Genomic DNA, 26,939 nt, shown 5'->3' on the forward strand with positions numbered 1-26,939 from the left:
GAAGCTAAGTGTAGGTTTTTCCATAAAGCGATATATTTTATCATACTTTTGCCTACTTGCAAAATCGGGATGCTCCCAATCTACATTGATCGAGAACTGATTCAACGCGGTGTGTTTTCTCAAGATATCATTTTTGGGTTTCGCTCCCCCAGTATCCGAAAAATCCTTGCCGCCAACTCTTGCTAGAGAGAAAGATTTTCAATAGTTAGATGGATATTTGGCTCGATTGGGAGAGGATTCAGGTTGGTTGCTAATATTCGATCGCCGAGAGAATGCACGGGAATTGGAAGAACGGTTGAAAACAGAGATTCATATTACTTCAATGGGGCGATCGATTACAGTAATTCGAGGGTGAAATTCTGGTATATTATGTACTAATAATAGATGAGATATTAACTATCTTGAATTGTGGGAGAAAGTGCCATATTTTGTGCTTGTTGCTGCATGAATTCAATGTCCGATCGCGACCAAGTGCGGGGCCCGCTGCACTGATGAGCAATTAACAGCCCCCACAGTCCTTTGTTCGTTAAAATTGGCACGACTAAATTAGCGCGAACTTTCAGGCTACGCAGAAAATCTCGGTGGCATGGGTTAATTGGTTCTTCTTCAATATCTGTAATTGCTTTAACTCTGCCGGCTTCGTACAAAGCAGCGTATTCGTCGTTAAAACATTCATCTGGCCCCGTTGAACCCAAGATTGAGAGTTCGATCGCACTCAACATCTCGTAAGTCACTCGACCTTGCCACTGTCTGTAAAAATAGTACAGCACGGCGCGATCGCTCTGCAAAACTTCTCGAATGTCGTAGAGGGATTTTTCAACTAATACATCGCGCTTTAGACGATCTGTCAAGCGGTTAACAATGTTTTGCAGCCGATCGCCCGACATAGTATTAACTCCTTTAATTCCTAGTACACTCGCCAGATATTAATTATTGAACTGGCACCATCACAAGACCTCAAATTATTGCGCCTCTGGATTTTCGCGCGCTCAAAAATGAGTAATTTTTGGCTTAACAGTTGTCTGGATGCCAGCAACATTATAGTATTATTTGGACAGAGATAGCAATCTTTTTGGGCAACGAGCGATGGCGTCGGGCCCCGCAAGCTACGGCTTTTTTTGCGCGAAGAACCACCGGCGGGACGCCGGTTCCACAAATGAAGAGAAAAGGAAGAGTTTACAAGTGCTGCGAGAATTGCTAGATATACCTAAAGTTGGTTCCTCTTAAAGACAGGAACTGCTAGGCTATCTCGATAGCTAGAGGAAGCATCAAATATGTCTGTGCTAGAAGCTGCTTGGAAACACGAATTTATCGCTACGAACGGCATTAAACTGCACTATGTCACTCAAGGTTCTGGGCCGCTGATGCTGATGCTGCACGGATTTCCTGAATTTTGGTATTCTTGGCGACATCAAATCCCGGAATTTGCATCAGATTATAAAGTCGTCGCTGTAGATCTCAGGGGTTACAACGATAGCGACAAACCTCACGATCAATCTGCTTACGTGATGGCAGAGTTTGTGCAAGATGTCAAGGGCATTATTCAGGGTTTAGGATACGAAAGTTGCGTCTTAGTTGGTCACGACTGGGGAGGCGCGATCGCCTGGAATTTTGCTTATGCTTATCCCCAAATGGTGGATAAATTAATTGTGATGAATCTACCGCATCCGGCCAAGTTTGCTGAAGGGTTACGCACTCCCCAACAATTGCTGAGAAGTTGGTACATCTTTTTGTTTCAGTTGCCAGTTTTGCCGGAGTTGTTAATTCAGTTGGGCGACTATCAGTCAATTGCTGCTGCTTTGGAAGGTATGGCCGTTGACAAAAGCACCTTTAGCCCATCAGATATCGAAGCTTACAAAGATGCGGCTGCCAAACGGGGCGCTCTGACGGCTACTATCAATTATTACCGCAATATTGCTCGCGGATTTGTCGATCGCCAGAATTGGAGCGTGCTGCAAGTTCCGACGCTGATGATTTGGGGAGAAAATGATGCCGCCCTCGGCAAAGAGTTAACCTATGGAACCGCAGATTACGTCCGGGATTTTCAGATTCATTACATTCCTAATTGCAGCCACTGGGTGCAGCAGGAACAGCCACAGTTAGTGAATCGGTACATGAGAGATTTTTTGGCAAGTAAGTTTATTTAATATCATATCCAGTTTGATCGGAATGCTACTGAGCCGGCGAGTAGGACGATCGCGATTCACTCAGAAAATTATTATTCCCATGCCAGCAGAGACGTTCACCGACTGCTGATTCCCTCCGTCGTGCGCCCGCTCATTTCCCAGGGCTGAATGCGGTAGATTGCGATGGTCTCCTCTCCGCACGCCCCAGCGAGTCAATCCAGGTGCGATTGATGGCGGGTGAAAGTGTGGGGTTGTGTTCTTTGATCAATTGCATCGCGCGATCGATGTCTTCCTGCTGCGTGAGGCGTTCTCCTCGCCCCTTCACCACAACGCTGCGCCAGTGTTGGAAATCGCGGACTTCTTCCACTTGCAAGCAGACTTCTGGATTGCTGTCTATATACTTCGTTTTCATCCCCACTGTTGTGAAAATATATATGTCCGAATCTTGGAGATAATAGTGCATTGGCAAAACGTAGGGATGCCCTTCAAATACACAGCCGAGGTGTCCGTGTCCTACTTGCTGCAAAAGTTCTTGTATTTCTTTTGAACTCATTTCATCAATATCTAACATTGTTATGCTCCTTTAAAACTTACTCTAGAGAAATCCATCGATGTTTTAGGTTGCTTCACGATAGGGGCTTTTGGTCTAATTATTGCCTTTTTGATGCGCCTGTTTTGTGGCTATAAACAAGTAGATAATTTTCGCAAACATAACCTAGGTTAGCCCCAAATATCATCTACCTTTATACCGAGATATTTGTTGGCGGAAAATTTGTATAATTTTGACAATAAACCCTCGGTAATTGCTGAGAATTTATTGTTTTTATTAAATGGCGATCGTCTAATTAATAAAAAATAAAAACGTTTTTTCCTAACGGGACTTCAACAAATTTTCAGCCCCGATCAAGCCCAAACTGGCTTTATCTGCAGCTTGGGCCTCCATGTTTTCTTGTTACCAGCGAACAAAAGGCGATCGTCCCCTGGAATGCTCTGACACCAGATATAATCCGTGCTCAAAAAACATCGCCGCATAACCGCAGCGCGCAATTTAGGGATGGTTGACGCTGCGGTTATGCGACAAATGCGATCTGCTTGACGCTGATGACCCGCCCTGTCTGGCGTGACTGCCGAGCCTGGTATATAACTCTCTCAAACGCTTAAAATCTCGTAGTTGGTCGGTGCACACTGCCCTCATAGCGTATTGGTGCGATCGATCGGCTTTACCTCATCCTACCGACTGGCGATCGGCAATAAACCTAGTTTATTCTTAATCACCTGTTAAAAGAATCAGATTTAACGATCGCAGCCTTCAATATTTCAAGGATTTGAGGGTCTTCTTCACCACCTTGACATGGCTGGCGCTTATAACATAGAGTAGACTTTTTGCCACATCCTAAGAGCGATCGAGTACATCCTAGGCTTCCCGTCCTGGCTGTTCCTATAAGTTTGAGTTAAACGGATATTTTTATTTATGAAGTCTCATCGATTTCAAGAATTAGATATGATGAGAGGCTTTGCTGCCTGCTGGGTAGTGGGGGTTCATTTTTGGTATTTCAATTTCTTGCCTCCTTTTTTTGGATACAGCCACTTTTTCGAGTATGCAAAAGTAGTAGGTCCAGCCTCGACGATTGCTAAGTTTTTTCCCCTACCCTTTAATAGTGTAGGCAATATAGTTTTGGATTTGGTGAATATATTTTTCTTGCTTGGATATCAGGGAGTTCATATTTTTTTCATTCTCAGTGGTTTTGGACTGGCTTATTCAAGAATTTTAAAACCTGATGAAAGCTGGATCAATTTTATCAGGAAAAAATTTTTCCGGCTCTACCCTACCTACTGGATACTTTTAGCTGTATCGTTTATAATTCCTCGGTTAAGAGCGGATTTATTTTATGGCTATTTTGATTGGTGGTCATTTTGGAGAAGTTGGATAATTCTCGATAAAGCCATACCGTTTTCTTGGTTTATGTTTCCACTAATTCAATTTTATTTGTGCTTTTTTTGGCTATTTAAATATTTACAAAAACTTTCTATTGAACAGTTTCTCTTAACTACTTTTGTTATTAAAGTTATCTATACATTTTTAGTTTTAATCTTAGGCTTTAACAACGTCTTTTCGCCAATATTGGGCGATCTCAGTTATCCAGGATATTTAGCAATTTCAAGGTTATTTGAGTTTTGTTTAGGAATGACCATGGCCAAGGTTTATGCAAGTAATCCTACTTTATTAATAAATTACCTAACTAAGCCCGTCACAATAGCCCTAGCAATATTTTTTGAAATATTGGGTATTATGGGTTGTTTCACATTTTCAAATGCAATAAAATTTTTCGGCGTGATTTTACCTTTTGGACTGTCTTTTTATGATGCTTTTATTGGATTTGGCATATTTGTAATCATTTTTAATATTTGTAGAGGTTTAATAAAAATTTCTTATTTAATAACGAGCTTCTTAACATGGATTTCTAATATTTCCTATGAACTATATTTAACGCAATTTATAGGGTTAATTGTAATACCCAAATTTTTTACTGTGGTGGTGCGAGGTGAACCTTCACTTTTGACTGCTACCCGTGCTATTTTACTTTATGTATTAATTATTGAAATTGGTATAGTTAATGCTTTTTTATTACAACAGCTAACAAACTCGATCGCCCGTCGAGTTAGATTCGCGATGGGTCTCTTTACCTCTGGTCTAAAATAAACTAAATTAGTAGTTAATAATCACGTGTTATCAAAAACTAGAATTCTGAATTTGTTTATAGGTCTTTTAATTGCCCTCAGCCTAGAGTTGTTCATCGGAACGACAACTTTTGCTCAAAACATCGAAACAATTAAAATTTCCGGTACTGCTGCGGGTGTCAGCACTCGCTACATCGGTGCAGTCGAGGGCAATATCAATTTCGACATCAAAGATTTGCAAGATTTGGGAATTAATACCTACCGCATTTACGGCGGGATGTCCCGGTGGGAACCCGAAGACGACGACGGTAAATACGGTTGGCCATCTATTGACGAAATTAAGACAAATTCAAATATAATTAATTGGGCGCATTGGGATCGGATTATGACTAATCCGCCCCAGGGTAGCGATTATTGGTGGTCGGGACAACCCGGTACGGTTTGGCAAGGCAATGCCAGGACTATTTTTAATACTCTCAAACAAACAAATATTCGCCCGGTTGTCAGCATTCGCAATGTTGATAATAGCTGGAATCCCAGTTGGGCGCTGCAACTGAATCCGCCGCGCACAGAAGAAGATTGGAACGAGTGGTGGGAACACGTTTTTGCTACGGTTTATTGGCTGAATGTTCGCAATGATTACCGCGTTGATGATTGGGAAATTCACAACGAACCGGACAATCGCGATCAGGGTTGGGGCGGAACTAAGGCTGACTATTTTGAATTGGTTAAGGTGGCAAAAGATGCGATCGACTTTGTTTACCAAACTTATTTGCCTTCGCGCACTTATCGCATCCACGGCCCGAAAACCGTAGGCGGCAGCAATTGGCCTGCTAGTGCTTTGCAGGCAATACCGAATTATTTCGATACAGTCAATGTCCACAACTACGATGCAGATATTTCTAACTACACCCGCAAAGTGCGCGGCTGGATGAACGGTACTGTCCGCGCTAACTCGCAGCTTTGGGTAGGAGAATGGGGAACGTACGAGATTAGCTACGGCGATTTATCTTTAGCTTTAAATTTGATTAAGAATCTGATTCGAGGCTCCCAACCGGGGGACAATTATATTGACGGCAGTCACATATTCTGTTTGTACGACTGGGGTAAGCAGGGACTGGCGGAAGGTTTGCTAGGCGACGGAGGGAAACGGCGCGCGGGCTACTATGCTTTGCGCATGGGAATTAGGGCTTTGCAGGGCGGGAAAGCTACATTTTTTCCTATCACTAACAGTTCGGATTTAATGGCAGTTGCAACTCTTGATGCTAGGAAGAATGTTTACTTGCTGGTTGTCAATGACCGAGCAACATCTTACACTGTTAATGCCGATATTTCGGAGCTGATAAAAACTGGTAATGGCACGGTGCGCGAGTTCAGTTCTAAAACAATGGATGAGGTTGTTGGTAACTTAAGGCTAAAGGGCGGAAATGCGAGTTTTGCACTGGCGGGGAACAGCGCTATTCTCATCAAGTTCGATCGCCAGAATTGAAGCTCAAATCCTCTGGGTCATAATTGGGATAAGATAGAATTAGTTATACTCAGAATTATTTATTTTCTGCCTGTTTAGCCCTAGAACCCTGAAACCCTGGAACCCTGGAACCCCTAATTGCACAGTTGCCATAGCTAAGTCGTCGTGTTGTGATTCCCCTCCTGTCGCTGGTAAATTGGTAGCGTGCAGGTATCTTGCCTCAAACAGAATCCGAGCGAGAGTTCCGTTGAGGGGCAGAAAGTAGGGTGCAGTCTAGACAATCGCAGAAATTCTTGCTCGTAAACCCGCAGCAGTTAGGCTAGGCGAGGAATTACCCGCCCGCCTTCATCTGGGCCCTCTGGCAGATAGCATTGGTTCTGAAAGTCAGAAGCCGTCAATTATCAGGATATGGCACGGAATTAATTTTAAATGCCAAGATGCTGGAAGTAGGGGTGAGTTTAATCGTACAGAAACTTTGAGCGCGCTTGGAAATCTCGCGGGCAAAGCCTCTCAATCAATCTGCTGCTTGCGATCGGGTTTTTCCAACAAATATCACTTTTATGCCCCCTGATGTTTATTCCCTCCCTCAGTCAGGTCATCAACCGCAATCCCCTCACCGTCACCCCTGAAACGCCCGTAGAAAAGGCGATCGAGCTGATGAGTAGCACAGGAGCCAGTTACGTCCTCGTGGTAGAACCGCGCGGGAGTTCTCAACTCGGAAATCCCACGAACGGGACTTCCCCACAATTGCGGGAACAGTCGGGTTTCTACAACGGTGTACCGCGTGCGGTACAGGCAGGAGGCAACGGGCTGCGTCTCAACGGCTCAAAGGCTCCCTATGCGGGTGGGCAGACAGTGCTGGGGATTTTTACAACGCGAGATATCGTACAGCTAAATTCGATCGGCGCTGCTTTGAGGGGATTTGCGATCGAGCAAATCATGATCAGAACCGTAACTGTAGCCCGAGAATCGGAAATTCCCGACTTTTTTGCCTTAGCTAATCTGCTGGAGAAAAATCAGATCGGCCATTTGCCCGTAGTCAGCGACGCTGAAGAACTTGTCGGTTTAATTAGCTCTCAAAGCTTGGTGCAAATGTTGCAGGGAATTGGGGAATCCACACCAAAAGCAATTAGCACCGCTTCGCCACCTGCGGCTTTCGCGTTCCCCCCGCCGCTGCCAATTCTGAATCAGAAATTAGAGCTACCCGCAAGTTTAATTAAACTTTATCAAATCCCTCAAATCGCAGGCTCGCGAATAATTCACGCTCCTTCTAATTCTTCGGTTCGCTATTTGGCGCAACTGATGTTTAGACACAATGTTAGTTATGTATTAATCACTGAAACACCCGATCAACAATCGACTGGTGCGGCTCAAAATTCCAAATTTACAAATCCCAACCTTCACAAACTGGTTGGGGTGGTAAGTTCGCGGGATATTGTGCAGTTGCAGGCGCTGGGAAGAGACTCTAACAAAATTAAAGCCGGAGCAATTTGCAGCAGTTCGCCACCGCTGGTGCGATCGCACTCTACCCTCGAAGCAGCCGTCGCGCTGCTGAAAAAACACTACTGCCAGTTGCCTTTATTAGTCATCAACGAAACAAATCACCCGATCGGGATAATCAATCCTAAAACTATTCTTTTACAAGCTCTGGATTCAAAATCTCTGCATTCTGGCTTAATTGCTTTGCAGAGGCAGCTAGAATCTAGCAACGCTCAATACAAAAAACTCTCCGCAGAAATACAGCGGACAGCCGCAAATAGCCACGAGGTGGCTGCTGAAATTTCTCACCACAGTTTCGTAGAGCGGCCAAATCTCTCCCCTGCAGTCAACAATCAGGGGATTTGGGACTGGAATCTCGAAACAGATGAGTTTTTTTATTCGGCACGGTGGCAAGAAATGCTGGGCTACCAAGAAGGGGAAATCTCGAATCGCCGATCGGAATGGTGGAGTCGCATCCACAGAGATGATATTGACTCGGTAAAGGCAGCTTTAGAAGAACACTTCGCCCAAAAGACACCGGATTTTGCAGCCGAATATAGGATGTACTGTAAAGACGGCAGCACTGTCTGGGTGTTGAACCGAGGTCAAGTTTTACGCAGCGCTACCGGCAAACCGCTGCGGGTAGTAGGAACTCATACAGATATTACTCCAAACAAGCAGTTTGAAGTCAAAAACCGCGAGCACGATCGAGAACAATTCCAACTATTTGACTCTTTGAAAGCAACAGTAATTTTCCAGATAGATGCGGCGGGGGTTTGGAAATTTCTCAACCGTGCTTGGACGGAAATTACGAATTTTGAGGTTTCGGAAAGTTTGCAAACTAATTTTTTAGAGTGGGTGCATCCAGATGACCGCGAGCAATGTGCAAATTTATTGGAGTCTTTGCTGTCAGGGAACTCGGAATTTGAACGACGAGAACTGCGATTTAAGTCCAAGTCGGTTTCGGGGAAAAACTCCTTGGGAATTCACAGTAATTCCGGGTTTGTTTCCGTGGAACTATTTGGCCAAGTCCGGCGGAATTCGCAAGGCGAAATAGCGGGAATTTTCGGAACTTTGCACGATGTCTGCAACCGCATCGAAGGAGTTGAGGAACTGCGGGAAAGCGAGCGGGCAATTCGATCGCTCTACGAGGTAATGGTGAGTTCGGAAGGCTCTTTTGACGATCGAACAATCCGGTTGCTGGCAATGGGCTGCAGTCAGTTTGGGATGGATATCGGGCTGTTGGGCAGGGTTTTGGGCGATCGCTACGAAGTGATTGCTGCTTATGTACCAGAAGATTTTCCGTTTGGGTTTGCTAAAGGAGACGGTTTTGCTTTGAGCAGAACCTTTGAGCGAGAGGTTTTGCGATCGAGCGAACCTATTTCTGTCGAATCAGCCGGCACTACTCAGTGGCGCAACCACCCCGCTTACAGCGTCCGCAAGTTAGAGGCTTTTGTGGGGACGAGGGTAATAGTGCAAGGGCGAATTTTTGGAACTTTGAGCTTTACTTCTCGCACCACTAAATCTCCTTTTAAACCGCTGAATTTTGAAATTTTAAAGTTGATGGGCAATTACATCGGCGCAGAAATTGCCCGCGAAGAGCGAGAGCGAACTTTGCAACGTCAGTACCAGCGCGTTTTACTACTCAAACAAATTACTCAAAAAGTGCGATCGACCTTAGACACTCAAGAAATTTTTCAAACTACCGCCACCCAAATCGGCCGCGTATTTGGTGTCAATCGCTGTACAATTCACACTTATCTTTCCGAACCTTATCCCCACCTTCCTTGCGTCGCGGAATACTTAGAACCCGGCCACGAATCGGCTTTAGATTTAGAACTTTCTGTCACTTATAACCCCTACACAGAAAAACTCCTCGCTGAGGATATAGCCCTGGCATCTCCCGATGTGTTTGCCGATCCTTTGCTGGAATCTTCGGGGCCAATGTGCCGCCGCATCGGATTAAAATCTATGTTAGCTGTTCGCACTTCCTATCAAGGAGAACCAAATGGAATTATTACTTTGCACCAGTGCGATGCAACTCGCCAGTGGAATCCCGACGAAATTGAACTGTTAGAAGATGTTGCGGCTCAAGTTGGAATTACCTTAGCTCAAGCACAACTTTTAGAAACGGAAGTTCAGCGACAGCGACAGTTAGCCGAGCAAAATGAAGCTTTGGATCATGCACGACAAGCGGCGGAAGTTGCTAATAGAGCTAAGAGCGAATTTTTAGCGACTATGAGTCACGAAATCCGCACTCCGATGAATGCGGTCATCGGGATGACGGGCTTGCTGCTGGATATGGAACTAACTCCTGAACAGCGGGATTTTGTGGAGACAATTCGTACCAGCGGCGATGCTTTGCTGACTATTATTAACGATATTCTAGACTTTTCCAAGATTGAATCTGGAAAATTGGATTTGGAACGCAGCCCCTTCGAGCTGCAAAACTGTATAGAAGAATCTCTGGAATTATTGGCTCCTAGAGCCTCAGAAAAAGGTTTAGAGCTGGCTTACTTTATTGATGATTCTGTTCCGAAAAACATTTTAGGAGATGTCACGAGGTTGCGCCAAATTTTGGTAAATCTGCTGGGCAATGCAGTTAAGTTTACAGAATCTGGGGAAATTGTGGTGTGCTGTACGGCTAGGCAAATTGAACAGGTAGCTACTAATAGTTTGCTGGAAAGAATTAATATTCTAGAGCCGCAACCGCTAGCAATTAACCAGGGAGAGTTGGGACGCAGCAGACAATACGAGATTCAATTTGCTGTCCAAGATACGGGAATTGGCATTCCGCCAGACCGGATGGATCGCCTGTTTAAAGCTTTTTCGCAGGTGGATGCTTCGACAACGCGACATTACGGCGGGACGGGTTTGGGACTGGCTATCAGCCAGCGTTTGAGCGATATGATGGGCGGTACAATGTGGGTTGTCAGCCAGGTTACTCCAGGAAGTTCTAAGTCTCAACCGGCCGTTTCTGCGATCGGACAAAGTATCGCTGGAAGGTCGCCTGCAGAATTTACTCCGCCGTCAATATCGGGTTCGGGTTCGATTTTTTATTTCACGGTGACTGCTGAAGCGAATGACATCCGGGCTGAGGAAAAAAGGCCTGAATTTGCCGCTGGTAAGCGCTTATTAATTGTTGAGCATCATGCCATTAACCGGCAAGTTTTGATCCGGCAGGCAGAGTCTTGGGGAATGATACCCGTGGCTGTAACTTCGGGTGCTGAGGCTTTGGAAATCATCAAAGGAAACTCGCCGCTCGATTTAGCTATTTTGGCGATGAATCTGCCAGATATGGACGGTGTGGCTTTGGCTGTGCAGATTCGGAAATTTGAGCTGAGCAATTTGTCGCGCGACGAGGGTCTAAATCCGGATGTCATCCAAGTTAAAAACCATCGTAAAATAGCACTACCTTTGGTGCTGTTTACTTATTTAAGTAAGGCGGAAGTTTGGAAAAAACTTGAAACTACAGAAGTACATTTTTCTGCTTTTTTAACTAAGCCTTTAAAACAGTCCCAGTTTTATAATGTGTTGTTGCAAGTTTTTGGATATGTTACTGGCAGAAGCGGTAGGGGAGAAGTTTCAAATGTGGTGACTTTGACTTCGGGATTGAAGTATTTTGAAAATTCTCAAGAACAGCACCGCGTGCAGCGGACGCCTGCTGTTTTGAGGCAGGTTGCGGCGAATTCTGCCGGACAGGATGCAGCTAATTCTAGTCAGATTCGGATTTTGCTGGCTGAGGACAATGTGGTGAATCAAAAAGTCGCTACGCATTTACTCGACAGGATAGGATATCGGGCTGATATTGCAGCTAATGGGTTGGAGGTTTTGGAGGCGCTGAAGCGGCAATCTTACGATGTTGTGCTGATGGATGTGCAGATGCCGAACATGGATGGGTTGGAAGCGACGCGCCGCATTTGTCAGGAATGGCCTGCTAACAAGAAGCCGAGAATTATTGCGATGACTGCTAATGCGATGCAGGGCGATCGCGAAAAGTGTCTGGAAGCAGGTATGGACGATTATATTACTAAGCCGGTACGCCGGGAAGAGTTGGCGATCGCCTTGAGCAAGTGCTCACCTCTGATTCGGGATGAATTGGATGCGGTTACTGAGCAAAACAATCCCGATATTTCCGATCGCCTTGACAGTGATTCTGCGGCATCTTCGAGCGTTCAACCGGGAGCTGATTCGCCGATTGATTTTCATATTTTGCAAAATCTCCGCGAGCTAGACGATGATGAAGACCCAGATTTTTTGGGGGAGCTGATTAAAATATATTTGGTAGACGCACCGCAACATTTAGAAACTATTAAGGAGGCTATTTTTCTGGGCGATGCTGATAGTTTGAAGCTGGCTTCTCACACGCTGAAGTCGAGCAGCGCCAATTTAGGAGCCGTGTCTTTTTCTGCTGTTTGCAAGGAATTGGAGTATATGGGCCGCGCGGCGGTTGAGTCTGGAGGGGAACAGGTTTTTGATGTGAGTACGGCGCGCGATCGCCTGTTGGAAGCTCAAGCGGAGTGGGAAAAGGTGCGGGCGGCTTTTGAGACGGAATTGGAAACGGGGAAGTTGCGATCGCAAATAGGGTAATTTGTTATATCAATTCCGGTTACACTCCTCCGGAATTGTTGACTGTTGACTGTGGACAGTTGACTGTTTGAACAATACCGATGCAACCGGAAACGATATTATTTGTTATTTGTTGGTTTTTGGTTGTTAGTTGTCAGTTTCAATAACCAATGTCCAATGCCCAATGCCCAATGCCTATATTTAACCTTCACCTAAATATGCTTTGCGAACAGTTTCATTTGACTGCAAATCGCTAGCAGTACCAGCGACTACAACCTGACCGGTTTGGATAACATAGCCGCGGTGGGCTACACTTAAAGCCATGCGGGCGTTTTGTTCCACCAGTAAAATAGTTGTTCCTTCAGCATTAATATCGCGGACGATACCAAAAATTTGACTGACTAACATCGGTGCCAATCCCATACTCGGCTCGTCCAATAATAACAAGCGGGGGCGCGACATCAAAGCCCGGGCGATCGCCAACATTTGCTGTTCGCCGCCGCTGAGAGTTCCCCCTTTTTGACTAATTCTTTCTCGCAAACGAGGAAATAAATTTAATGCTTTTTCCATATCGGACTTGATACCGAGAGTATCGTTGCGGAGATAAGCACCCATTTCTAGGTTTTCTTGCACCGTCATTCGCGGAAAAATCAATCGCCCTTCGGGACTTTGAGAAATTCCCAAACGGACTATCGCCTCTGTAGATAGTGCTTCTAAAGGCTTTCCCTCAAATAATATAGTGCCTTGGCGCGGCCGCAGCAGTCCTTGAATCGTGCGGAGAGTGGTCGTTTTCCCCGCCCCGTTGCTGCCGATTAATGTCACAACTTCTCCCTGTGAGACTGTTAGCGATACTCCTTTGAGAGCGTGGATATTTCCGTAGTAGGTGTGAATGTCTTTAATTTCCAACATAATTACTCTTTCTGCTTTGTGCTTTATTATATTATCCAGACTAATTATAAATTTTTATTGCATTTATTGAAAATTAACTTTTTTAGAGTAAGCAGTAATTTTACTTAGAGGAAGACTTAGCCTGAGCTACCATACCATCTATTTTTAGTAGTCGGGCGACCAACTTTACAGAAATTTTAATCAAACCGAAGATTTCTTGACAGTAGCTTTACAAAAATCTCTCAGTAAATAGGTAGTATTAATTCGTAAGCGAAACCAACCGCTACAAGTTACCAATAACAGCAATTAAAAGTTTTCAAATTTAAGGAAATCTACCATGAAATTCAATCACATTAGTGGAGCGATTGCATTTTTATTAGCAACTCCTTTAGTAACCAGCTTGAGTGTAGGTATTGCGCCCAGTAGTGCTGCCACAATAGCCGGTACTGCGGCAGCAGTAACGATTGACAACTTCAGCCATACCCCGACTGACACAGGTACGTATACTAATACTAACGCTCAGACAATAGCTAACACCGGTTCAGTTATTAGCCAAGCGAACGCTGATGCAGTTTTTATATCTAACTGTCACGAATTGCTGGCAGCAAATCTCTCGCAAAGTGGAGTCATAGGCAGCGGGAATAACTATTCCGGTTTAGCCCAAAGTCAAGCAGCAGTGATCGGCGACTTCTTCATTGATGCCGAAGAAACTTTTTCATTCAATTTTCAGACATTTTTAGCTCTTTTAACATCAGTGGACAACCCTCAATCCGAACGCGCCAGGGCGAATGGCAGTATATCTTTCTGGGTGATTAACACTGTTACTAACATTTTGTTAGACTCTTTTCAATTTGCCAGCGGTTTAGACTCTTCTGGGGGAATTTATTTGAGTGGGTTCGCCAGCCAAAGCTTTAAGCCAACAAACATTAACTTTAATTTAATGGCTCAAGGAAGTACAGCAACAAGCCTCCTGTATACTTCTGGGGTGTATTCCCGGACATTCAACAGCGCTACTAACTTAACATTGGTAGAATTTAAAAAAAATATCGCAGAAGCAGAAGCAGTTCCAGAACCTAACACAGTATTAGCTACTGCAATATTTTTAGGATTGTTTGTCATGCAGAGAAAAAACAAGAAACAAATGTCGGAAGTCACATCAAAAGTTTAGGTAAACCCCCGAATATTAATCCGTAGGGTGTGCAAGGCGCACCTCCTATCGTTGCTGTTGAATTGCTCGTTATAAAATGCTGTCTTCCTAGGCGGGTTGATAAATATTATCGGTTTGCATGACAGATTTTTGGTAAACCCGCCCTAATTTTATTGGGTTAATTTGCCGTAAATTATATCCCTTATTCCGAGGATACACACTGCCCACCTCACTTATCTGTCGGCACACAATACCCATTATCCATGTCCATCTTCTTCTTTTCCCAAATATGCCTCAATTACGCGAGGATCGGCGCGAACTTGATCTGGAGTTCCCTCCGCAATTTTAGTACCGTACTCCATAACACTCACGCGATCGCTAATTCCCATCACCACTTTCATATCATGTTCAATCAGCAAAATACTCAAATTCAACTCATCGCGAATTCGGTAAATAAAGCGAGTTAAATCAGCAGTTTCGTTCGGGTTCATCCCCGCAGTCGGTTCGTCCAAAAGCAACACTTTCGGATCGGAAGCCAAGGCTCTCGCAATTTCCAATCTGCGCTGGTCGCCGTAGGAAAGGTTTTTTGCCAACTCCAGCGCTTTAGAAGCACCTAAACCGACAAAATCAAGCATAGTGAGCGCTTTTATTTTAGCTTCCCGCTCCTCCAGATTCGCAGCGGGAGGGCGGAGGATTGCACCCAACAAACCTGTTTTCAATCGGCAGTGTCTACCTACTAAAACATTATCCAGCACAGTCATGTTGTTAAACAAGCGGATATTTTGAAAAGTTCTAGCAATTCCGAAAGTTGTCAGGCGATCGGGAGGCAAACCCGTGATATTTTTATTTTCAAGTACCAACTGCCCTCCACTCGGTTTATAGATGCCGGTAAGCATATTAAAAAATGTGGTTTTTCCGGCACCGTTGGGGCCGATCAAACTGGCGATCGAGCCTTTTTCCAATGTTAAACTAACCTGGTTGACTGCCGTCAAACCGCCGAATCGCATTGTAAGTTGCTGTGCTTCTAATAATGACATTTTGGTTGTGTTTTCTAAAATTTTATAGTAGTGCAAGGGTAAAAGCTCGCGAATCAATTTGGGAAATTTTACGACAGATTCTCTAACGTACAAACACAATAAAACTTAAAAAGATTAGATTCTAGAGAACGGCGAGGGCGATATTGTGCGTGCAAATCTGCAGTCGAAAAGTCTTCAATAACTTTGAGAGTGAGTTCATCAGCCAAAGTTGCAATGTTTTCAAACCCAGTAATCCAGGGTGCATACATACTTTCGTATTTATCTATGTAATCATTGATATCTTGGTAGCCCGTAGTTCTCAAAATTACCTTTTCCGACATATAATCAAAGGACACTCGAAAATTATTAACATTGTCGCGAATTTGTTCTAACACAAATATTACATCTTTTTTGTCAAGCAAGGTAGTGTTACCTTCCCACAAAAAATATGTCGGTCGAGTGAAATCAAATTCACTTTGTTTCAGCAAGGAGATTAAACCGTCTTTTACGTAATCGCCGGGAAGGTAGCGAACATTAGCAGTAACTTTGTTAGCTTTGAGAGTTTCTTCTTTTAATTGAAGAGTCGCGCGGTCATCTATTTCAAAATAAATCACTCCTTCTCCATTAATTCTAGCAGCGCGAGTATCCAAACCCGAACCTAAAATAACTACTTGTTTGCAACCTCCTAAAATTTGATTGGACAAAACATCATCAAAATATTTAGTCCGCAACTTAATCATTTCTTTAGCGGCGGGAGAGTTTTGAGCTATTTGGCTAGCTACTTTTTTTGTTTCCTCATTCAGCCAGATTTTGACTACATTATCAGTATAGAGAGGAATTGCCTCTTCATTCTCTTCGGCTCTAAATTCCGCAACGATAAAAGCAGTACCAGTTACATTTTTCATGGCTAATCTTTCACCCTTACTAAGTAGTTGGTTACAAATAAACATTAGATGGGGACGGGGGTGTTTATACCCCTAAACTCCCTTGCATCCTAGATTCTTAGCTAAACCTGCCTACAAAATACTATGGTTTTTGCCCTTACCTACCTATTGACTTCTCGAATCTGCTAAAGACTCATTGCTCGCTTCAGCATCCGAATGCAGTTCAGCTTGGTGTATCTTATCAGGAATCAGCCCCTCCGGCCGCACGAGCATCATGACAACAAGAGTTAGGCCGAAGAGAAATAAGCGCATTTGAATCGGGTCTAAACTGGTGGCGAGAAACTCTTGCAACTGGGGAATTGCAATCCTGGGGAGTACAAAAGTATTCAGAAAACCCTTGAGAACTTGCGCTAATTGTGGCAGATAAAGCCGATCGGCAGACATGATAATGATAGCGCCCAAAATCACCCCCGTCATGTTCCCCAAACCGCCTAAAATCACCATACACAGGATGATTACCGACACCGAGAAATCGAAAACGCTGGGAAAAATCGCGCTGATATAGGCGGCGTAAAATGCGCCTGCAAACCCCGAAAACGTCGCTCCCATCGCAAAAGCCGAAAGTTTGGTTTTGACCAGGTTAATCCCCATCGCACTAGCCGCTAATTCATCTTCGCGCATGGCATTCCACGCCCTCCCCAAGCGGGAATCTCGCAGCCGCGAAATCATGAAGTAAGCGAAGACAACTAGCAGCAAAATTAGGTAGTACCAGGGAAAGTAGTTGCCAGTGCTGAAAGTGCCGACAATGGGGAGAGATGGACGCCCGATCGGGTTTATTCCCGCTTCGCCGCCGGTGAGGTTAAAAGGTCGATCGCACCCAACCAGACACAGCACCAACTCAGGTTTACCCAACAGGGAAGCAACAATCTTCGAGACTGGTTCGTCGATCCGAATCGCCGTTAAATTCCTAAAGACAACCGGGATAATTTCGCCAAAACCGAGGGTAACAATCGCCAAATAATCGCCCTTGAGCCGCAGTGTCGGAATACCGAGGATTACACCCGCAATCGCAGCTACACCAGCCGCTATCGGCAGTACCACCCAAAAGTTCCAAGCAATATTTAACTGCCCAGAAGATAGCAAAGCCGTTGTGTAAGCGCCGATCGCAAAAAACGCCGCATATCCCAAATCCAACAAACCCGCAAAACCCACAGTAATATTCAAACCCAGCGCCAACATAATAAAGATTTGAATTTGTACTACAGTAGCTATCCACCCAGTCTGAGCTTGAATGTCGATAAACGGAAACAGAATTAGAATAAAAGCTAATGTCACCAGAGTTGCCAGCCGCTGGCGTTCTCCTTGTAAACCCTGCAAAGCCCCCATTAACGTAGCTGTCAAAATTGCGATCGTCAAACTGCAAATCCCGTACAGCAGCGTCGTCGGAAAAGCAACAGCAGATTGACCAGACAAAGGTCTAATCAAAACCCCTTCTACCACACTTGCAACTAATAGCCAAACTCCCAATCCCAATCCTGCTAAACTGCCGATAGTCGCACCCATTTTCGGGCTGTAAACCTTCTGAACCCGACAACTCATAAACCCTGCCGCCGTACCCATCAGCCAGCCGATCACGGTGCCGCTCCAACCCCCGAATAACAGAACAGTCAAAGAGCCGATCGCCCCTAAAATACCGCTCGATTTGATCGCATTAATTATTTTTTTTGACATAGGAATAAATTATTAGTCATTAGTTATTAGTCAGCAGTCAGTAGTTAGATGCCAGATTGCTAGGAATCGCAGTTTTATAGATGCGACTGACGCGGGCAGTGCCAATTTCTGCCTCAAGCAACTCGATCGACGGCTGGTTCGGGAAACTGGTGAGCGGGCTAGCTACAGTTTAGAGTCTTTTGAGAGCGATTGTTTCACCACAGCGATCGAAACTTCAAATATACTGGAACTGTTACCGCAACACACTTCAAACGGGCGATCGCTATATGGTACAAGCACCTCAAAAAACTATCACCCTCGACGAGTTTTTGCAACTCCCAGAAACCAAACCCGCTAGCGAATACATCAAAGGTGCGATTTTACAAAAACCTATGCCGCAAGGAAAACACAGCACAATTCAGGGAGAACTCATCACGAGGGTTAATGCAGCGGGCAAACCTCAGCGGATTGTTTGGGCATTTCCAGAACTTCGCTGCACCTTTGGCGGACGTTCTATTGTTCCCGATGTCGCGATTTTTGTTTGGAATCGCATTCCCCTAGACGCTGACGGCGAAATTGCCAATACATTTAATGCTCACCCAGACTCGACAATAGAAATATTGTCCCCAGCCCAAAGCCAAACCAAAGTCACAAACAATATTTTGCACTGTTTGAATGCCGGTTGTCAGATGGGTTGGTTGCTCGATCCCGATGAAAAAAACATTTTAGCCTATCCCGCAAGGCAGCAGCCTATTTCTTTGCAAGAACCAACAGATATACTTCCGATCCCCAATTTTATGCCGGAAATGCAGTTGACTTTAGGCGAAGTTTTTGCCTGGATCAAACCTGGGAATATTTAAAACGTAAAATAACCTAAAACGTAAAACGCTATCGCTTTTAGTTCCCCAACTTCTTAAAGAAGTCGGGGGTTTGGGTGCGATGTTTTTTTTGATATACTTAAATGTCTCTTGCCATTATTTTAACCGCGCAACTTCAAACCTTCTCCTGAACATTCTCGCCCAACAAACCGCCTGGCCGAAAAGCCAAAATCACCACCAAAACGCCAAACACCCAAGCATTAGTCCAGCGGCTCGACAAATACTGATCGCTCAAAGACGAAAGCAACCCAATCAAAACCCCTCCTAACATCGCCCCCACAATATTGCCAATACCCCCCAAAACCGCCGCCGTAAAAGCCCTCAAGCCCGCCGTAAACCCCATCGTAAAAACAATAGTATTATTGTACAGACCAACCAGAATCCCAGCAGAACCCGCCAAAGCTCCCCCGATCAAAAAAGTTAGAGCAATAATCTGATCCACATTAATGCCCATAATTTTAGCAGCATCGCGGCTTTGAGCCGTTGCCCGCATCGCCTTTCCCAGACGAGTGTACTGGACAAACACATGAAGCAAAACCATCAATACCACCGCCACCACCAACACAATTAAATCTTTCGTAGTAAATACAATACTCGTTTGAATTCCCAAAGCTTTGAAAATATCAACTCGCGGCAACAAATCGGGAAAACTTTTCGGCGCAGCAGAATTAGAACCCATCACCGGGATAAAAGCTTTCAACCCTCCCCAAAACAAGCCCATATTTTGGAAAATAAAAGAAACTCCAATCGCTGAAATTAAAGGAGCTAAACGAGGAGCATTTCGCAAAGGCCGGTAAGCGTACTTTTCTACAACAATATTCAGCCCCGCACAAAATACCGAACATACAATTAAAGCGAGTAACATCACCGGTATAGCAATACCTAAAGGTGCGCCATCTTGCATCCCAAAAGCCCCGAACACGGTTAGGGAAGCAAAAGCACCTAACATATACAAATCGCCGTGAGCAAAATTGATTAACTCAATAATGCCATAAACCATAGTGTAACCCAAAGCAATAATTGCAATCAGCGCGCCGTTGACAAGACCAACTAATAATTGTTGAATCAAAACTTCAGGACTGCTGACTATTTCCCCCACAATTTTTGGCAAATCAAATCCTGCGATCGGACCTAATAGCAAAATTATATAAACTACAGCTAGATATAAGAGAATAGTTTTCCAGTTCTTCATATTTTTGAGTGATTGGGAATTGGGAATTGGGAATTGGGAGTTGGGAATTGGAAATTTGGAAATTAAAAAACTTGAAAAATTTTTCTTCCTTCTTACCTCTTCTTTCTTCCCTCTTCCTTCTGATTAATTATTCGGTCTTGAGCGCATTCACGAACTCCCACTTGCCACCTTTAACAACATTTCCTGACATTGTAGTCAAGCTCGTGTCGCCATTGGTGTCAAAACTCCAAGTGCCGAGTACCCCGTTAAAATCTTTAGTGGCTAATACAGCTTCGCGGATAGCAGCGCGGTCATTTTTGCAAACTTTATTAATTGCGCCGATCGCAACTTTAGCAGCTTCATAGGCGTAAGCTGCATAAGCTTCCGGTTCAGCATTATATTTTGCCTTGTAACTTTCGTACCACTTCGCACCGACACCAGTCAATTCTTGAGGAGGCAAGCCGCCAAAAGTAGCGTAAATTCCTTCGGCATCTTTGCCCGCCGCGTCAATTAAAGCTTGCTCTTTAATGCCGTCGGGTCCCATGAACTTAACTGCATCAGCCGCCATCCCGACATTTCTCATGTCTTTAATTATTTGTCCGGCATTGCTCTGAGTAGTGCCACCGAAGTAAATCAGGTCGGGATTTAAAGCTTTGATCTTATTCATTAACGCCTTGTAGTCGCTAGCTTTAATATCAATTCCCTCTCTTCCGAGGACTTGAATTCCCAACTTTTTAGAAGTTGCTTCAAAAACATCAGCGATGCCTTTGCCGTAGAGTTCTTGGTCGTCGAGAATGTAGACTTTTTGCACGCCCAAAGATTTCGCCCAGTTGGCAGCTACAGCCCCTTGAAGGTCGTCAGCGGGGACAACGCGGGTGAAATTGCGAGTGCCTGCGGGATAATAAACGTTGGGTTCTTTGGCTTCGCCTTTTCCTGGTTTAGTCAGTCCCGGATAAGTGTTGGCCGGACTGATCATGACGATGTTAGCTTGGTTGAGCACGGGAATGGAAAGTTTCGCGGCACCGGAGTTATAGTGACCGATGACGGCAACTACCGAACCGTCAGCGACGGCTTTGTTGGAGTTCGACGTTACTTGGGCTGGGTCCCATTTGCCGGCGGCGGCGGTGGCGTCATCGTAAACTTCGTATTGGATTTTGATTTTGCCGTCGCAAGCTTTGGAATCGGTTTCGGCGAGTGCTTGTTGGATGCCGTTGACCATTGTTTGAGCTTGGCCCAAGGCGCTGCCTGTCATCGGCAGCATGGAGACAATTTTGACAGTATTTGGGTCTCCGGGGCTGCTGACTGCGACGGGAGTGGCTGCGGGACTGGTTCCGGGGCTGCCTCCGGGAGTTGTGGCGGTGGGTGCTGGAGGATTTTGACAGCTAGCGCACAGAGAGGCTATTCCGGCGGCAAAAAGTAATTTCCGCAATCCTGCGACGCCGAGATTCTGTGTTGAGTTGGTTTTTGGGGGTGTGGCACTTTTGCCCCCTGATTTCTGGGAAAAGTTCATAGGTTGGTTTGTTTGTTGCTTGCGTTTTAGCATATTTTCACTCTGTAAGTCTGTAAGTCAAGAGTTAGCACAGATTTTCAAGTTTTACTTGAACTATTCAGACACACCACTGCAACAAGCTGTTTCTCTCGTTCCCGTGCTCTTCCTGGGAAGGCGTACCGAGCCAGCAAACGAGGCAGAGCCTCGCTCAATGGGTTTCCAGGATCTTCCGGGGAAGCAGTTAAAACCAATTAAAACCAGTTAAATCAGTTAAAAACTAAAAGGGAAAGGAAAATACAGATTTCCTTTCCCTTTCTCAACCCTCCAGCGTCAAATCAGGTTGATTGCGAGATTAAAGACGAATCTTTTTTTTCTTTTGATCGATCGACACTAAAATCTTCATAGTACGATCGCTCAGTATTCACATCCCACAAATCGTGCTTTTCGCCGAGAATATTTCTCACAGCCAGCATTCCCGTCAGCATGGAATGGTCTTGGTTGTTGTATCGGTGCATACCGTTTCGCCCGATCGTCTGCAAATTCTCAATTCCCTTCACAAAACCTTCAAGTACCTGCAAGTGTCCTCGATATTCGCCATCATAGACTGGATAAGCTTTGGGTTGGCGTATGACAACTCCATCTTCCACCTCGGCAGTTGTTGCTAAACCCAAACCAACCAACTCGCGAGTTGCTAATTCGATAAGTTCCGCATCCGACATTTCCCAAACGTCGTCGCCTACGCTACAGAAATATTCCATTCCTAAACAACTTTTGCTGGCGTCGGGAACTAAAGCGGCACTCCAATTCTTAAAGTTTTGAATTCGTCCAACTTTGACTTCGGGGGAGTGAATGTAAATCCAGTTGTCAGGAAACAAATCCTTGCGATTGACAATCAGCGATACAATCAAAAAATCTCGATATTTGAGCGATCGCGCGGCGTGCAATACCTCTTCTGGCGGCTGCGGTTTCAGTCTTGCTACCAGTGCCGATATCGGCATACTCGTAATGAAATTATCCGCCGAATATTGAACTACTTCTCCGTTTTGCTCCGCAGTAATACTTTTAATCTTATTACCTTCACGCTCAAAGCTAATGACTTTAGTATCGAGATAAACTTTGCCGTCTTTATTCTCCACAGCTTCCGCGAACTTTTCCCACATCATCCCCGGCCCCAAAGCCGGATAATCAAACTCTTTGATTAATGTTTTAGTGTCGTTGCTGCCAAACAAAGCATTAATAATTGCTGTCGTCAGCGACAATCCTTTAATCCGCTGCGCCGCCCAATCTGCTTGAATTTCCGAACAAGGAATGCCCCAAACTTTTTCAGTGTAAGTCTTAAAAAATGTTTTATACAAGCGTTCGCCAAAACGATTGATCACCCACTGTTCAAAAGTTTTTTCTTCCCGAAGCGGCCAAATTCTCACTTTCAGATAACTCAAAATAATCAGCGTACTCTCAATTATGCCCAAATTAAAGAGAGTATTGAAGGCACTGATAGGATAGTTAAAAAATTTACCTTGATAAAAAATTCGCGACAATCGCGGCACTTTAATAAACTCATTTCCCAGCACCTCTTGCCACAACTGCTGCACGGCTTCAACTTTAGTATAAAAGCGGTGGCCGCCAATGTCGAAACGATAGCCTTTGTAGCTTTCGGTGCGAGCTATTCCCCCAACTTTATCACCTTTTTCTAGTACAACAGGGATAATGCCTTGCTTGACTAGCTCGTAGGCAGCAGTCAAGCCCGCAGGACCTGCACCGACGATCGCAACAGGATAATGTTTCACTCAGCCTACCTCCAGCTTTTTTATCAAAACTATACAGTTATTTATAACTTGTCAAAGGGATAGATGCACCCGTGAATACCCTGAGAAACTCTCGATCGATTTGATGTTTAAGTACAATTTGCCTTAATTTATTGAGCCGATACCGGCAACCTAACTTTCCCAGTCACAGGCTTTTTTTGGTATAAGTAGCGACCTGTCCCGATCGCGAATGCCAGTCCGCTGTAAAAATAGAAAAGCCAGTGCCACGGAATAGTTTTCAGGGCAAATAGGATACCGTGTTTACGGTGAAAAAATCTGTAAAGTGGTGCATTAATTGCTACCAGTGGTATAGCCAGCAAACCAGCCAGTAGCAAAAAGCTCAGCGACCAGCAGGTTCCCAAAATTGCCAGCAGGACTGCATAAGTTAAAATCACGCTGATGCGGTTTGAAACTTGCAAGTTGAGGTCGTTATTCAATTTGCGATCGCGCCAAATCAGTTCTGTCCAAGGCAGTGCTCGGTAGAAAAAGTCAGCTTTCACCATACCCATAGGTTTCCACCGCTTTAAATGCTTCACCTGCAAGGTTTTGCACAGCCGAATGTTATAACCTGCTTGTTTCAAACGGTAGCCGAACTCAATATCTTCGATCGAAGCTTGGCGGTAACTCTCATTAAAGCCACCCATTTGCAAAAAAATTTCCCGGCGAATCACTCCGCAAGCGCCCCAAAAAGTCGAAGCTTCTTCGTTACCTGTTTGGTGTACGTAGTGATGCAGCAAATTCCTGTACTGCGATAGAAAATCAGGATCTCCAGGAGCATCGTCGTAAGAACCAATGAAAGCAGCTAAGTAAGGATTATTTTTGAACACCGAAATCGCATAGCCCACGGCTTCTGGACAAACAGCGACATCAGCATCCACAAAAAATAGAATATCTCCCTTTGCAGCTTGGGCACCCAAATTCCTTGCCCGCGCTGGCCCCCCGCACTCGGGAATCCTGATGACTTTGGCGCCGAATTCCTTGGCCAGACGCCAAGAACCGTCGCTTTCGCCATCTGCTACTACAATAATCTCGATCGGCCTGGGCACAGCTTGAGCCAGTTTTGACAAACAGGTGCGGAAGTAAGCGCCCCCGTTGTGGACTGGGATAATAACGGATACAGTGGGGTCGGCGGTAGAAATCATTACCTAAATTGTTTAAATTGCAGGGGCTAAAATTTGCTGGAATTTTATTGGTGCTACTTTACGAAGGGTAAAATCAGCTCTACTTTTTTATTTATAACTCGATTTCTGTTTGTCTTCAACTAGATTTTTTTTGGTATTTTCGATTTGATTTTCCCCATTCTTACCTCTATTTTACGCCATATCTTGCTGAGACTGACCTGAGGTAGACAACAGCTTTACAAAATCTTTAAATATATCATTGTTTGTGTAAACTTGGGAAAAAGCCCCAGCAGCATTTTGATGCCGCTGTGTTGCAATGCACAAGACTTTGATTTTATAAGTAAGCACACCGTATAAAATCAAACATCGTTTATACGGACACCCGGAAGCTGTCAGGACTTGCGCGGTACAATTTATTTTAGAGACCTCATCCGCGAGATACTCCTGCACCAAGTCTCGATCGCGACTGCGGACTCAATGCACATTTTATGAGTTTTGGCAATATATTTTAAATATACGTCTTAAAATTTCCGACGTTGTACGATCGAGCTTTGGTAATTTGCTAACATACCCTTAGCCAGCTCCCTGTGAACCAAAAGTTTTACCTAAACCATTTTTTACATTACATGAATTCCTCACAAAACACTTTAAATCAGCCATTAGTTTCAGTCATCATACCAGCTTTCAACGCTGACAATTTTATTGCTAAAACCTTAGAGTCTGTTTTATCTCAAACTTATCAAAACATAGAAGTTTTAGTAGTTGATGACGGCTCTACAGATACAACAGCCGAAATAGTCCAATCTTTTGCTCAAAAAGATAGCAGGCTCAGCTTATTCCACCAATCAAATGCCGGCGTCGCCGTCGCCCGCAACCTAGCAATTGAAAAATCCAAAGGCGAATATATTGCTCCCATCGATGCCGATGATATTTGGTATCCGCAAAACCTAGAAAAACAAGTAAAATGCCTGACTTTCTCACCACCCTCTGTCGGAGTTGTCTATTCCTGGTCGGTTGATATAAATGAAAAAGACTTGCTCACAGGTGGATTTTATAACTCCACCATCGAAGGAGAAGTTTACACATCATTAATTTATAAATATTTTATAGGCAATGCCAGCTCATCTCTAATCCGCCGCGTTTGTTTTGCAAAAGTCGGCGGTTACAACGGCAAACTTAAACTAGAAAACGCTCAAGGCTGCGAAGACTGGGAACTTCACCTCCGCATAGCCGAACATTATCAATTTAAAGTCGTACCAGAATACTTAGTTGGCTATCGGCAGATTGCCAGCAGTATGTCTAGCAACTATGCAGCAATGGCAAAATCTCATTCTTTAATTATGGCAGATATCCTGCAGCAACATCCCGACATTCCCAGCAGCATTTATCGGTGGTCTAGCAGCAATTTTTACATTTACTTAGCTGTCAAAAGCAACCGCAGCGGCAATCACCGGAGTACATTATCTTGGCTGTATCGAGCTTTCAAAGAAGATTTATTAATGGCACTTTTGCGCCACAATTTGTACCTGCTCTTAATAGAAAGTATATTAAAAATAATAGTTACACCGCTAACTGAATCAAGGTTAGAGTTAAAACAAGCATCAGAATCGAGTGAAGGGACGACACTGGCCAGGATTGAGACGCGGACGAAAGCTCACAGAATGTTGCCATCGCAGGTATACGAAAGAATGCGATTTCATAGTTTAGAAAATAGAAAATCTACATCAACCCGACATTAAAAAACCCGGTTTTTTGAAGAAACCGGGTTTTTGAGGAAGCTAGAGAGCGTTTAATTCTGCCTGATTGGTCGATCGAGAATCAGGAAAGAGGGTTAAATAAAAAATATAAATTTTCCCTTTTTCCTTGTTCCTCCTACTTAATTTCTCTAAGCGTGAGAAGCTGTAGGAGTTTGAGCTTGTGGCTGTTGGCCGTCTGGCGCAAGGGATTCCCCTTCAATAAACGAGCGCAACATCCAAGCCATTTGTTCGTGCTGTTCCATCAAACCCGTCAAAAAGTCTGCAGTTCCGTCATCCTTAAACTCTTCACCGCACTGTTCGACGTGCTGGCGGAGATTGCGAATAATCAGTTCGTGGTCGTCAACTAAACGCGATACCATTTCCGTAGCCAAAGGCAAATCACCGATATGTTCTTTAATCGAGCCATACTTCAGAAAACCCTCAGCAGTACCAATTGGATAGCCACCTAAAGTTCTCACCCGTTCGGCCATAGCATCGATATTTACTGTTAACGCCTGATAGTGTTCTTCCCACAACTGGTGGAGCGATCTAAACTGCGGGCCCACTACATCCCAGTGATACTTTTTGGTTTTGATTAACAGCAGATAAGCATCTGCCAGGTCGTGATTCAATAGTTCGATAACGCCTGCACGCTGCTCGTCCGATAAGCCTATGTTTAACTTACGCATTGAAAATTTTTCCTTCAGCTCTAACTTTACATTTATTAGAACAAATTACGCCAGCAACTTACATCAACCCAGAGGACGATCGAA

19 protein-coding genes are annotated in these 26,939 nt (G+C 44.5%); 8 read left to right on the forward strand and 11 right to left on the reverse strand.

Features of this window, described 5'->3' with window-relative positions:
- The first annotated feature begins 217 nt into the window (after positions 1 to 217).
- The gene (locus QUA53_RS24405) at positions 218 to 355 is read left to right on the forward strand and encodes a hypothetical protein (RefSeq protein WP_333100281.1); all 138 of its coding nucleotides are present in this window, start codon (positions 218 to 220) and stop codon (positions 353 to 355) included.
- 37 nt (positions 356 to 392) lie between these two features.
- Here QUA53_RS24405 and QUA53_RS24410 read toward each other — a convergent pair whose 3' ends face one another.
- Positions 393 to 887, reverse strand: a complete 495-nt coding sequence (locus QUA53_RS24410; protein WP_333100280.1) for a GAF domain-containing protein — start codon at positions 885 to 887, stop codon at positions 393 to 395.
- 387 nt (positions 888 to 1,274) lie between these two features.
- Here QUA53_RS24410 and QUA53_RS24415 point away from each other — a divergent pair, with 387 nt between their 5' ends.
- Positions 1,275 to 2,147 carry an alpha/beta hydrolase gene (locus QUA53_RS24415; RefSeq protein WP_333100278.1) on the forward strand — a complete coding sequence of 291 codons (873 nt, stop codon included), beginning with the start codon at positions 1,275 to 1,277 and terminating at the stop codon, positions 2,145 to 2,147.
- Between the two features lie 130 nt (positions 2,148 to 2,277).
- Here the strand turns inward: QUA53_RS24415 and QUA53_RS24420 are convergent, their stop codons facing one another.
- Positions 2,278 to 2,697: a pyridoxamine 5'-phosphate oxidase family protein gene (locus QUA53_RS24420; RefSeq protein WP_333100277.1), complete on the reverse strand. Its 420-nt coding sequence runs from the start codon at positions 2,695 to 2,697 to the stop codon at positions 2,278 to 2,280.
- Between the two features lie 900 nt (positions 2,698 to 3,597).
- Here QUA53_RS24420 and QUA53_RS24425 point away from each other — a divergent pair.
- The 3 genes from QUA53_RS24425 to QUA53_RS24435 all read left to right on the forward strand — a co-directional run bounded on the left by QUA53_RS24425 (position 3,598) and on the right by QUA53_RS24435 (position 12,342).
- A complete protein-coding gene (locus QUA53_RS24425; RefSeq protein WP_333100276.1) occupies positions 3,598 to 4,827 on the forward strand; it encodes an acyltransferase family protein in 1,230 nt (409 codons plus the stop codon).
- 24 nt (positions 4,828 to 4,851) lie between these two features.
- The gene (locus QUA53_RS24430; protein ID WP_333100275.1) at positions 4,852 to 6,294 is read left to right on the forward strand and encodes a hypothetical protein; all 1,443 of its coding nucleotides are present in this window, start codon (positions 4,852 to 4,854) and stop codon (positions 6,292 to 6,294) included.
- 549 nt (positions 6,295 to 6,843) lie between these two features.
- Complete coding sequence (locus tag QUA53_RS24435) at positions 6,844 to 12,342, forward strand: response regulator (RefSeq protein WP_333100274.1); 5,499 nt, start codon at positions 6,844 to 6,846, stop codon at positions 12,340 to 12,342.
- A 180-nt stretch (positions 12,343 to 12,522) separates the two neighbouring features.
- Here the strand turns inward: QUA53_RS24435 and QUA53_RS24440 are convergent, their stop codons facing one another.
- Positions 12,523 to 13,230: an ABC transporter ATP-binding protein gene (locus QUA53_RS24440; RefSeq protein ID WP_333100273.1), complete on the reverse strand. Its 708-nt coding sequence runs from the start codon at positions 13,228 to 13,230 to the stop codon at positions 12,523 to 12,525.
- A gap of 316 nt (positions 13,231 to 13,546) precedes the next feature.
- Here QUA53_RS24440 and QUA53_RS24445 point away from each other — a divergent pair, with 316 nt between their 5' ends.
- Positions 13,547 to 14,377, forward strand: coding sequence for a PEP-CTERM sorting domain-containing protein (locus QUA53_RS24445; protein WP_333100272.1), 831 nt, complete (start codon positions 13,547 to 13,549; stop codon positions 14,375 to 14,377).
- A gap of 236 nt (positions 14,378 to 14,613) precedes the next feature.
- Here QUA53_RS24445 and QUA53_RS24450 read toward each other — a convergent pair whose 3' ends face one another.
- The 3 genes from QUA53_RS24450 to QUA53_RS24460 form a co-directional block, all read right to left on the reverse strand.
- Positions 14,614 to 15,393, reverse strand: coding sequence for an ABC transporter ATP-binding protein (locus tag QUA53_RS24450; protein ID WP_333100271.1), 780 nt, complete (start codon positions 15,391 to 15,393; stop codon positions 14,614 to 14,616).
- 68 nt (positions 15,394 to 15,461) lie between these two features.
- Positions 15,462 to 16,277, reverse strand: a complete 816-nt coding sequence (locus QUA53_RS24455) for a class I SAM-dependent methyltransferase (RefSeq protein ID WP_333100270.1) — start codon at positions 16,275 to 16,277, stop codon at positions 15,462 to 15,464.
- Positions 16,278 to 16,421: 144 nt separating this feature from the next.
- Complete coding sequence (locus QUA53_RS24460; protein WP_333100269.1) at positions 16,422 to 17,987, reverse strand: ABC transporter permease subunit; 1,566 nt, start codon at positions 17,985 to 17,987, stop codon at positions 16,422 to 16,424.
- Between the two features lie 266 nt (positions 17,988 to 18,253).
- On the opposite strand from QUA53_RS24460, the gene QUA53_RS24465 reads away from it, so the two are divergent.
- Positions 18,254 to 18,826 carry a Uma2 family endonuclease gene (locus QUA53_RS24465; RefSeq protein WP_333100268.1) on the forward strand — a complete coding sequence of 191 codons (573 nt, stop codon included), beginning with the start codon at positions 18,254 to 18,256 and terminating at the stop codon, positions 18,824 to 18,826.
- Positions 18,827 to 18,959: 133 nt separating this feature from the next.
- Here the strand turns inward: QUA53_RS24465 and QUA53_RS24470 are convergent, their stop codons facing one another.
- The 4 genes from QUA53_RS24470 to QUA53_RS24485 all read right to left on the reverse strand — a co-directional run bounded on the left by QUA53_RS24470 (position 18,960) and on the right by QUA53_RS24485 (position 24,451).
- Entirely contained in the window at positions 18,960 to 20,036 is a 1,077-nt protein-coding gene (locus QUA53_RS24470; RefSeq protein ID WP_333100267.1) for a branched-chain amino acid ABC transporter permease, read from the reverse strand.
- Positions 20,037 to 20,163: 127 nt separating this feature from the next.
- Positions 20,164 to 21,558, reverse strand: a complete 1,395-nt coding sequence (locus QUA53_RS24475; protein ID WP_333220635.1) for a branched-chain amino acid ABC transporter substrate-binding protein — start codon at positions 21,556 to 21,558, stop codon at positions 20,164 to 20,166.
- 281 nt (positions 21,559 to 21,839) lie between these two features.
- Positions 21,840 to 23,291, reverse strand: a complete 1,452-nt coding sequence (locus tag QUA53_RS24480) for an NAD(P)/FAD-dependent oxidoreductase (RefSeq protein ID WP_333100265.1) — start codon at positions 23,289 to 23,291, stop codon at positions 21,840 to 21,842.
- Positions 23,292 to 23,419: 128 nt separating this feature from the next.
- Complete coding sequence (locus QUA53_RS24485; protein ID WP_333100264.1) at positions 23,420 to 24,451, reverse strand: glycosyltransferase family 2 protein; 1,032 nt, start codon at positions 24,449 to 24,451, stop codon at positions 23,420 to 23,422.
- 605 nt (positions 24,452 to 25,056) lie between these two features.
- On the opposite strand from QUA53_RS24485, the gene QUA53_RS24490 reads away from it, so the two are divergent.
- Positions 25,057 to 26,169 carry a glycosyltransferase family A protein gene (locus QUA53_RS24490; RefSeq protein ID WP_333100263.1) on the forward strand — a complete coding sequence of 371 codons (1,113 nt, stop codon included), beginning with the start codon at positions 25,057 to 25,059 and terminating at the stop codon, positions 26,167 to 26,169.
- 146 nt (positions 26,170 to 26,315) lie between these two features.
- Here the strand turns inward: QUA53_RS24490 and QUA53_RS24495 are convergent, their stop codons facing one another.
- Positions 26,316 to 26,855, reverse strand: a complete 540-nt coding sequence (locus tag QUA53_RS24495) for a Dps family protein (protein WP_190663350.1) — start codon at positions 26,853 to 26,855, stop codon at positions 26,316 to 26,318.
- Between the last annotated feature and the right edge of the window lie 84 nt (positions 26,856 to 26,939).

Source organism: Microcoleus sp. Pol12B3 (assembly GCF_036701355.1).
Taxonomy (GTDB): Bacteria; Cyanobacteriota; Cyanobacteriia; order Cyanobacteriales; family Microcoleaceae; genus Microcoleus.